Genomic DNA, 9,286 nt, shown 5'->3' on the forward strand with positions numbered 1-9,286 from the left:
AGCCACATACGGGCAGGAAATCAACAGGGGCCGTGAAAGAAAACTTAGGAACCTTGGTTGCCGAGATCTTGCCCAAACGCGCGGTGGGGCTGGCGTTTTAGTCCCAAAACGGCCCCAATCGAAACGCGCGGTTGCGCCTTTTTCAAGTGGTGCGCAATCTCGGCCCAGTGGCGATCAATCTCTGATTTGGGCGCGGCTGTGGTCCCGTAACGTGCGTGGGTTAAGTTGCGGATAGCGGCCTCTAGGTCGTCAATCTGTTCGAGGTTTTCCACTATGGATAGGAGACGCGAGAGGTCGTGTACTTGCGCCGCATCCCGAGCCTGCCGAAAGGCTGCGTGGGGCGAGTTGTTATAATTCGCCCGTAAACGATGCCTGATCCTCTGAAAGCGAGCGCGGGCAAATCGGGTCCATAGCAGCCAGATCAGAAAAACGAGGAGCGCGGTAACAACAAGCGTTCCGATCAAGTTTTTGTCCAATGATCGTTCGACAATATTGGGTTGGGTTATGGCCACTGACAGGCCCGGCAAGGTCACAGTTTCGACGGCGTTGGTTTTGAGATTGAACCACTCAAGCGACAGGTCCGGAAGAACGGCTGTGCCCGCAGTTTGCGCAATGTAAACCACGCGTTCTTCTCGCGTTCCGGACATGACACCGCGGTTGGAAGTCTCGGTCACCTTGGGGTCTTGCGGGTAAATAGCGACCCCCTCGATTTCTTCGGACCCCAAGAAGGGCGGTATGAAGAGGGGGGAAGTGCCATCAATTTTGACAATGATTTTGCGCTCAATCGAGTCGCCCACCGCGATGGGGCCTTCTTGCGGCGTAAGGGTTTGGGTGGCGGAGAGGCCCTGCGCAAGGAGCGGTGGGCTGAGGTCCTCAGCGCCTTTGGGCAGCGTGGCGTATATTGTCAGTTCCGGTGTTTTTCCCTCAAAGGTGATTTCTTGATTGGTTTCAGGGGACACATAGAAAAGGGTGACACTTTGGGCGGGAATTTGCGTTTGCCCGGCGACCATTGGGTACATCCGATAGGACCGCGTGATGCCCGACCACGTCGTGCCATCGATGACCTTGCTGGTCGGAGTAGTGGATCGCTCGGGCAGGCGAACAATCATATTTTCGGTCTCAAAGCTCGGAAATATCGGTGGTTTCGGCATGTGTGTTGACACAAGAACCGTTACGCGCAGCACGAAGGGTTGCCCGACGGTGACGGCTTCTTCTGAAAATTCGGTCGTGATTGTTGGGGTCTGTGCGAAAGCCGCGCTTTGAAATGCCAAGAAAAGGAGCGCGAGAAAACCAGCAAGGAGCGTGCGCATTATGGGTTCCCCTCTGACGTTTCAAGCATAAATCTCGTACGTAGAAAATCGCTCACATCCGTGTCAACGCTGCGCATCCATTGCTCATCCGTTAACGATGCTGCGGCTTCTTCGCCGCGTTCGATTTGGGTTTCTGCACCCAAGCCGCTTTCATTGTCAAAAACCGTGTCATCTGCCCCAATGCCCGCCTCTTCGCCAGTGTCCGATTGCGATTGCGTGCTCTCCACATAGGCCACGATGGCTTGGGCGACGATCAAATTGTGTTGCGCCGCTTCATCGGTAGGGTCGCGTTCGAGCGCCTTTTCAAAAGCCCGCACACCGTCGCGATATTTTCGATTTCGCAGCAGCGCCATCCCCTCGCCCAAAGCGCCGTCGGACGTTTCAATTCGGGAATAGGCTTCTGTTGCTTCCTCATATTGCCCACTAATAAAAAGCGTATAGGCCCGCCATGCAGGGTCTTGGAAATGGGTCGCGGCCTCGGTGAAATCTTTTTTCGCATAGGCCATTTGACCCTGCTGGTCCGGAGTGAAAAACCAGTCCTTAAGTCCACCGGCCTGTGCGCTGCGCGGGAAGGGCAGCATGAGCAGCAAGATTACTGCCCATTGCATCGTCCAACCCCGCCGGAATGTGAGTAAAATCAAGAGGGCAACGGGCCACGCCAAAAACCATCCGCGATCATTCCACGCTTGGGTCTCGTCTTCGAGCAGGGCTTTGCGATAGGCCGAAAGCACAGTGCGCTCAATTTGCCTAATATCGGAATCGTCAACGGTCATGTGGACGACATCGCTGTTGGGAATAGACTCTAATTGGGGGATTTTGAGTGTTTCTGGCCCAGCGATAAGGAAAACAACGGGCGCGCGTTCGTCGGCGTTTTCGGTGAATGCGGTGAGGTTGGCAGGGTTAAAATCGTCCAACACAAAAAGGATCGCGCCAGGCGTTTCTGCGCGGGAAAGTTCCGTTAATGCCAGCGTTAGAGCCGCATCCGCTCGGTCGCCTTCCTTTGGCATGATGGCTGCCGAAAGGCCTTGCAGGTAGGAGCTTATGATATTCGGATCTTGGGTGAGGGGCGCAACGCGATGGGCGGAACCCGCGTAAGCAATCAGAGCGGTTTGCGCCCCCGAACGTTGTTTTACCAAGTCGATGATTTTGAAACTTGCACGTTGGAGGCGCGAAGGTTGTACATCGGTTTCTTCCATAGACGGTGTCACCTGAAGCGCGACGACAAGCGGGGCGGTCTGCGCCAAAAGAGGGTTTGGCATGCGGCTCCAAGTTGGGCCCGCGACCGCAAGGGTGAGCAAGGCAAGCGCGAGGGCCAGCGTGTCGATTGGATAAAAACGGCGGTCTTCGTTGGCGCCGATCAACAGGGCTTGGGCCAAATGCGGCGCAAGCCCCTCGGTGAGGGCTTGATCGGATTTTTTCTTGGGGCGAATGATCCACCACAAGCCGACGATGACGGGCAGCAATACGAGCCATTCGGGGCGGAGAAAGTGAAGGACCTCAAGCATTTTTCTGCTTTCGTTTTGCTGTGAACACCAACCAAAGGAGGGCAGAAAGGGTAAGGCAGAGAGCAACCCCGAAAGGGATTTGTGAAAGCGGTTCGCGCGGTTGGAACTCTGCGCTGTCGATGACACGCGGATTCAACGCATCAATGGTGTCGTATATTTCGCGCAACCCCTCGGAGTCGTCGGCGAAATAAAACTGGCCATTCGCGCGATCTGCGATTTGGATGAGAGCGTCGGTATCCACTCGCGCTTCGCCTTCGCCGTCTTCTTTGCCGATGCCGATTGTGTAAATCGAAACGCCCTGACGTGCAGCGATATCGGCGGCGTTGATTGGGCTCATACGGCTGTTTGTGTCGGCGCCGTCGCTGAGGAGAATGACGAGTTTTTGGTCAACATCGCTGCCCTGAAACGTGTTCAGAGCGAGGCCAATTGCATCGCCGATGGCCGTATGTGGCCCCGCCATGCCGACCTGTGTTTGGTCTAAAATTTCAGCGGCCGTTTCGAGGTCTTCGGTGAAGGGCACTTGTAAATAGGCGTCGCTGCCAAAAACGATGAGCGCAATGCGGTCACCTTCCCGTTCAGCAATGAAATCACCCACAACTTGCTTTACGGCATCCAGACGTTGCAGCGGTTTTCCGTCAGGGCCAATGAGGTCGCGTTCATCCATCGACCCCGAAATATCGACGGCAAGGACGACGTCGCGCGCGGAGGTTTCAATCGTGATGGGATCCCCGAGTTTTTCGGGCTGGGCAAGGCCGATCACCATCAAAACCCAAACGAGCGCACTGGCTATAAACTGTAGTTTTGTATGGCTGCGGACAATGGCACCGCTGGAATGGGGCATATCGACGGCTTGTGCCATCGAGCGAAAGAATGGCACGCGTAAGGCGGAGGAGCGTTCCTGATAGGGTGGCGCGAATTTCCAAACCAGCAGAGGGATTGGGAGCAGGAGAAACGCAAGGGGCAGGGCGAAAGATAGCATTATGCCCCTCCTCTTTTTTGTACTTTATGGGAGGTCACCCATTCTTTGGCGCGTGCGGGGAGGTCGCTGGGCATGTGCGTGGATTGATAGGGCGCGTGGATCAATGCGGTACCTGCAGCGGTGTCGGTGAAAAGTGGTTTTCCTGCGGTGCTATCGAGAAATGCGAGCCAGCTGTCACCGATCAAGCCTGCCACATCTTGTCTTGGGAAGGCCGCCAGTGCCGTTTTCCGCAAGACATTTGCAAGGGCAACGGGATCGTCACCCGCGCGTTTGAGAGCGCCGATAGCCGCGCGCCGATAGGCATTTTCGCGTCGGTATTTGAGCCAAAGATTCAGTAGAAACCCAAGGGTCGCCAAAATCGCAAGTCCTAACCAAATCCAACCGACCGTTTGGGGAAACATGGAGATATCCGCGGGAGCGGCGGGCGGAATGAGTTCGTCGTAAAGCTCGGACAGGCTCAGCGTGGAAAGGTCATCGCTCATTTGGGACCCTGCCTTTTCCCCAACAACTTAAGGAGCTGCGGCAGGGTGTCTTGGGAGCAAGTTAAGGGCAAAACTGGCAGGCCAAATTTATGCGCGAAGGTCATCAATTCTGCCAAACGCCCCGTGGTGAACTCCAGCAGTTTCATTCGGGTTTGTGCTTCGTTGGTTTTAAGCAGGCCTTGGATTTCTCCATCTGATACAACGATTTCAATCCCTTCAGGGAGCGCGTTTGAAAACGGATCAGAAATTGAGAAAAGGATCACATCGTTTTTCTGGGAAAGGGTGCGCAGCAGTTTAAATGTCTGTTCGTTCATTCCGTCAAAATCACTAAAAATCAGAACCTGCCCGTTGGTTTTGGCAAGACGGCAGGCCGCTTTGAGGGGTTCGTTTAGCGACATCGTGTCAATCGACGGCCCCTTGGCGTGGAGGGCGCAATTCGCCTTTGCGAGCGTGGCGATAAACTGGCTGAGGGCTTTGGCGTTCGCCTTTGGGCGGAGTTCGGTCATTTCGGTGTCGTTGAAGACAATACCGCCAACACGGTCGGCCTTGGCATGGATGGCTTGCGCGGCGAGGGCGGCGGCCTCGGCGGCGGTGACGGATTTCATGTTGTGTTTGCTGCCGAAAAACATCGACATGCGTTGATCGACGATCAGCAAAACCGAATGGTCGCGCTCTTCTGTATAGACCCGCACATAGGGTTCGCCGGTGCGGGCGGTGACTTTCCAGTCAATTGTACGCACATCGTCGCCAACGGAATAGTGGCGCAATTCTTCAAAGTTGAGGCCGCGTCCCTTGAGTTTAGACGCATGTTGACCGTTGAGAATACTTTTCGAAGGTTGGGCGGGGAGAAAGGAAATCCCGCGCGCACGGGTCGCAAGCGCCCGAAGATGAGCGGCATCAACATGTATCCGAGGATCAAGTTGCTTTGTCATTACAACCCCTTACGGCAATGCCACGAGCGAGATTATCGTATCAATCACCATGTCGGGGGTGATCCCCTCGCCCTGCGCTTCATAACTCAACGCTATGCGGTGGCGCAGCACGTCATGGGCGACGGCTCGCACATCGGCAGGGTCGACATAATCACGTTGAGAAAGCCACGCATGGGCGCGGCCACATTTATCGAGGGCGAGTGATGCACGGGGGCTTGCGCCGATTTCGATCCAACGCGCCAAATCTTCGCTCAACGCGGCGGGTGTTCGGGTCGCGTAAACCAAATCAGCCATATACCGCTCCATTGCATCGGAAACGTGGATTTGCGCGATTTCGCTGCGGGCGTCGAAAATGGCGGATTGCGGGATGGCTTTGGGCGCGTTTGCTGCTTTGCTTTTGGGCTGGTTTTTGGCTTGCTCTTCGCGGCGCACAAGGCGGATCACTTCGACTTCGTCCTCAACGGGCGGATAATCGACGCGCACATGCATCATAAAGCGATCCATTTGCGCCTCGGGGAGGGGGTAGGTTCCGTCTTGTTCAATCGGGTTTTGCGTCGCCATAACAATAAACAGCGGGGGCATTTTATGGGTTGTGCCCGCGACCGTTACTTGGCGTTCTTCCATCGCTTCGAGGAGAGCGGCTTGCACCTTGGCGGGGGCGCGGTTGATCTCGTCAGCGAGAACGATGTTGGCGAAAATCGGACCCTGTTCAAATCGAAATTCCGCACCGTCTTTGGTTTGGTGATAGACTTCGGTGCCCGTGACGTCTGAAGGTAGCAGGTCAGGTGTGAACTGGATGCGGCCAAACTCGGCCTCAAGGTTATTCGCCATCGCTTTTACCGCGCGCGTCTTGGCCAATCCGGGGAGGCCTTCGATCAGTAAGTTCCCATCTGCCAGCAGGCCGATAATCAGGCGTTCTACGACAGCCTTTTGACCAATAATGGAATTGCCCATACGGGTCCTGAGGTCTTCAATCTGCTCAAAGGTGCTCATCGCGGAATGTCCTAAGTGAAAAAGTTCATTTCAAATTTGCGGCGCCTGAGATTTGATATCAGTGGCGCCACAAGAGGTCCCCATTAGACTGGAGCAGTTTTCAGGTTTAGTTGCTACCTGAAATTTCGGTAAGTCGGTCCATTACGCGCTCAAGAGAGAACGACGCCGCTTTCTGACGAGGAGGGCATCCTTTGACGGTCTCAAAAAATGTTCCAACCAATCATAGGAGGTATTGGATGTGCGATAAGAACGCTCATATGGGTTGCGAGGCAGGTTAAATATCAAAGGAACACACAACTCTGTCCAAGGTTCGATCCGTGCGCGAAGGGCCGTGTATGCTTTTTGCTCAAGGGAAACGATGTTCCAGCCGCGGCAAAGAACGTTGGTAACCAATCCATGTGGTGCATAATTTCGTTGCGAACTGAACCTGCTTCGATCTTACTGGGCCAGCGAACTATCGAAGGAACGCGCCAGCCACCTTCCCAGCTGGTGCACTTTTCCCCTAAGAAAGGCGTCATGCTGGCAACTGGCCACGTGTTCATGTGAACGCCGTTATCTGTAGAATAGTGAACGATTGTGTTTTCTGCGGCAATAACGGCGCCCACGGAACGGGCAAAAGTTTCACTTGCGCCGACCATTCCCCCAAAAATAAAGGGGCCTATAGGTTTATACATCTCATTCTCCTTATAAGTAAGGTGGATGATAACTTGAAATTCTCTTTTTTCCTCAAATACATAGCTAAAATGAATCCGCGGATGTGTTGAGGTTGCAGTCAAACACTACACTTTTTTGGACGCATTTCGCTAGATTGTTTTGAAGGAAATATCCCTCCCTACTCCCTGTTGCTGAGGTCTGATTGTAGCTGGCGAAGAAATGTGTCGTTCGGGACGGTTTCAACAGCCCGATTTGCCGCCTCAAGGGCTGCGGGGTAATCCTCAAGGGCGGCATAGATGCGAATAACCATCCCCCAAGCCTGTGTTTGTTGCGGATCAAGCGCAACGGCTTCCTCGAATGCGGCCAAAGCAGCATCCATATTGCGGGTCGTGAGGCCAATGCCCCCCAACACCAATTGAGCTTCAGGGAAGTCGGATTTTACGGCGAGGGAGTCTTCCCATTCGCCCATAGCATTGTTCAGATCGTTCGTCATTCGGTCGGGCATTCGCGCGATCCGCATCCCCAAGAAGTTGCGCGCTGCAGCGATGCGGACCGATTTTACGGGATCCGCAAGCATCCCTACAAGGCGTACCGAGCGTTCGGTTTCGGGCGCACCCCTTTGAACTGAAATGGCGCCTTCGCGTACGAGCGGGTCACTGTCTTCTAGTAGGGGTTCGAGGCGGCTTGCGATTTCTGGGTCTGATATGCTCGCCAAAATCTCTAGTGCCGAGGCACGCACGATGGCGGGGAGCGATTGATACTCGGCAATCTCGATCAGATTTAAAACGTTGCCCGTCGGATTGAGGCGGGCCGAAGCGAAAGTTTGCCCATAGTGGCGCGTGCGGTGTTCACTATCGGGGAACCATGTCTCAAGCGTTTCGGCGGCCCATTTGGCGGATTTGTCGTCGTGACAATCGTTGCACGCATTCGGCGTTTCGATGCCATAGGTAAGGTCGGGGCGGGGAATACGGAACGAGTGATCGCGGCGTCCGTCGACACCCATGTAAGTGCGCTCAATCATATGACAGTTTTTACACTGCGCGCCATCGCTGCCTTCGGGGTGAAAGGTATGGGATGGATCGTCATATGTTTTGAGGGGGAGGGATACGAAATCAGGATTGCCCGCCTCGGAGTGACATTGTGTGCAAACGGCGTTGCCCTCCGCTTTCAATTCCGCGGTATGTGGATTGTGGCAATTCGTACAGGTCACACCCTTGGCGTTCATCTTGGATTGGAGGAAGGAGCCATAGACATAGACCTCGTCCAAAATCTGCCCGTCGGCATGATAGAGTGTCTCGCGCAACGGACTCAGCCGATAAGCGTCATGAAATCCGGTGCCGGGCAGGGGGTTGCCATCGCCAAACGGCTCGCGACGGGAATGACAGGTCGCGCATTGTTGCACTTCAATCTCGCCCCCTTCAGAGAGGTCGATGGTAAAGCCCGTCGCATCGATTTTGCTCCAGTCTGCCATGTCGAAATCTGAATCCGGCTCTGCCCATTTGACATGTGCCTCGCCCGGGCCGTGACAACTCTCGCACCCAACCCCAATTTCTGCCTGCGTGCTGGCATAGGTTTTGGTTTCGGAGGAATAGTTCTTTTCAAAACCGGTTGCGTGGCATTCTGCGCACCGTGCGTTCCAGTTCTTATAGGGACCGCTCCAATGGTATCCGTCACCCGCTGGTAAATCCTGTGTCGGATATAAGTGGAACCATGTTTGCCCCACTACATCCCATGCAATGTCAAACGACTGTAGGGTTCCGGGCTTGGTCTCAATCAAATACTGCTGCAACGGTGTGATGCCGACGACGCCAGCAACGGGATAGGTTGTCATCTCCCCGTCGGGGCCTTCGGTATCGATCATATAGATGTCGTCATTGCGGTAGAAACGCGTGGCAACGCCTTGGTGTGTAAAGGTCACATCCGAGAAGTCCCCCAGAATGGTTTGTTCATTGGGCTCGGTCCACGCCAAAGCATGGTGCGAGCCCTCCCATTCCTCGGCGGCGGACTCATGACAGGTGGCACAAGTTTGGGTGCCAACAAATTCGGGAATAGTTTGCGCGAGTATAGAGTGTGCGCTGAAAGCAAGAACCGCTCCTATAAGAGTCGCTCGGAATAAGAGGTTGGTAAGGGGTGCCCTTAGAGGGAAGTGATGCACGGAATTCTCCCGAAAATATCTGGCCGTATAATGATTTGCGGGAAAGGTCGCTTTTTGCCTTGGGATTGGCAAGGGATAATCGCGCCGACAGGTTTGGGTATTTCGAGAGACCTTCTGGATTCGTGCGGATACCGGATGAAAGACTCCTTGAGTCTGTGGATAACTGTTGATTTGGAGTGTTTTGGTTGGATTTTTTGGATTGGTTGTCTGGAATTCGGGTGTTGGTCCGCGATTTTTCACACCATTTTTCTTCGTTTTGCTGAGTAAACGTGAGCT

The 9,286-nt window shown here is 54.5% G+C and carries 8 protein-coding genes; all 8 read right to left on the reverse strand.

What is annotated here, in order from left to right:
* Positions 1 to 44: 44 nt before the first annotated feature.
* The 8 genes from RC74_RS07460 to RC74_RS07495 all read right to left on the reverse strand — a co-directional run bounded on the left by RC74_RS07460 (position 45) and on the right by RC74_RS07495 (position 9,010).
* Positions 45 to 1,310: a BatD family protein gene (locus tag RC74_RS07460; protein WP_052275016.1), complete on the reverse strand. Its 1,266-nt coding sequence runs from the start codon at positions 1,308 to 1,310 to the stop codon at positions 45 to 47.
* Positions 1,310 to 2,815 (reverse strand): VWA domain-containing protein, encoded by a 1,506-nt coding sequence (locus RC74_RS07465; RefSeq protein ID WP_039003706.1) that lies wholly within the window; start codon positions 2,813 to 2,815, stop codon positions 1,310 to 1,312. Before RC74_RS07465 ends, RC74_RS07460 begins: the two co-directional genes overlap by 1 nt.
* Positions 2,808 to 3,794 carry a VWA domain-containing protein gene (locus tag RC74_RS07470; protein ID WP_039003705.1) on the reverse strand — a complete coding sequence of 329 codons (987 nt, stop codon included), beginning with the start codon at positions 3,792 to 3,794 and terminating at the stop codon, positions 2,808 to 2,810. Before RC74_RS07470 ends, RC74_RS07465 begins: the two co-directional genes overlap by 8 nt.
* Complete coding sequence (locus tag RC74_RS07475) at positions 3,794 to 4,276, reverse strand: DUF4381 domain-containing protein (RefSeq protein WP_039003704.1); 483 nt, start codon at positions 4,274 to 4,276, stop codon at positions 3,794 to 3,796. Before RC74_RS07475 ends, RC74_RS07470 begins: the two co-directional genes overlap by 1 nt.
* Positions 4,273 to 5,208: a DUF58 domain-containing protein gene (locus RC74_RS07480; protein WP_039003703.1), complete on the reverse strand. Its 936-nt coding sequence runs from the start codon at positions 5,206 to 5,208 to the stop codon at positions 4,273 to 4,275. The genes RC74_RS07475 and RC74_RS07480 overlap by 4 nt, the downstream gene beginning before the upstream one ends.
* Before the next feature lie 9 nt (positions 5,209 to 5,217).
* Positions 5,218 to 6,201, reverse strand: a complete 984-nt coding sequence (locus RC74_RS07485) for an AAA family ATPase (protein ID WP_062628170.1) — start codon at positions 6,199 to 6,201, stop codon at positions 5,218 to 5,220.
* 281 nt (positions 6,202 to 6,482) lie between these two features.
* Positions 6,483 to 6,875 (reverse strand): sulfatase-like hydrolase/transferase, encoded by a 393-nt coding sequence (locus tag RC74_RS23510; RefSeq protein WP_038999806.1) that lies wholly within the window; start codon positions 6,873 to 6,875, stop codon positions 6,483 to 6,485.
* Between the two features lie 158 nt (positions 6,876 to 7,033).
* Positions 7,034 to 9,010, reverse strand: coding sequence for a multiheme c-type cytochrome (locus RC74_RS07495; RefSeq protein WP_169798719.1), 1,977 nt, complete (start codon positions 9,008 to 9,010; stop codon positions 7,034 to 7,036).
* Positions 9,011 to 9,286 lie beyond the last annotated feature (276 nt).

It is taken from the genome of Falsihalocynthiibacter arcticus (genome assembly GCF_000812665.2).
Classification (GTDB): Bacteria; Pseudomonadota; Alphaproteobacteria; order Rhodobacterales; family Rhodobacteraceae; genus Falsihalocynthiibacter; species Falsihalocynthiibacter arcticus.